The 349-nt window shown below is 68.7% G+C and carries 1 pseudogene; it reads right to left on the bottom strand.

Going from position 1 to position 349, the window contains the following annotated elements:
- Nucleotides 1-349 (bottom strand): annotated as a pseudogene (locus AC1DYG_RS21125) (hypothetical protein); the annotation flags it as partial.

Raw genomic sequence — 349 nt, 5'->3', positions numbered from 1 at the left:
CCGTAGCCCGGCTTCGGCGCGATGTACACCGGATCCGGCATCCCGACACCGAGGGCCTCGAACTGCTGGCCCAACCGCATGTCGATGGACAGGWACAGATTCAGCGAGTTGCCGTGGATGACCTTCTCCGCCCCGTCCGGGAACGGGAAGGTCGGGATCAGCGGCAGCACGGTCACCAGGTCGTCCCCGGAGTCGGCGAGGGCCTGCAGGGTGGGACGCAGCGCGCGCAGGTCGGCGATCAGGTTGTCCTTGGACTGGGTGAGCACGTCCGTGCCGACCGTGCCCAGCCGGTCCAGCTGGCCGAGCATCTGCACGAACTGCGGCTGCTGGTCCGCCAGCACCTGAACGG

Source organism: Pedococcus sp. P1_H8, from assembly GCF_056405175.1.
The sequence above is the reverse complement of the archived record's forward strand: the minus strand, read 5'-3'. Positions and strand labels throughout refer to the sequence as shown.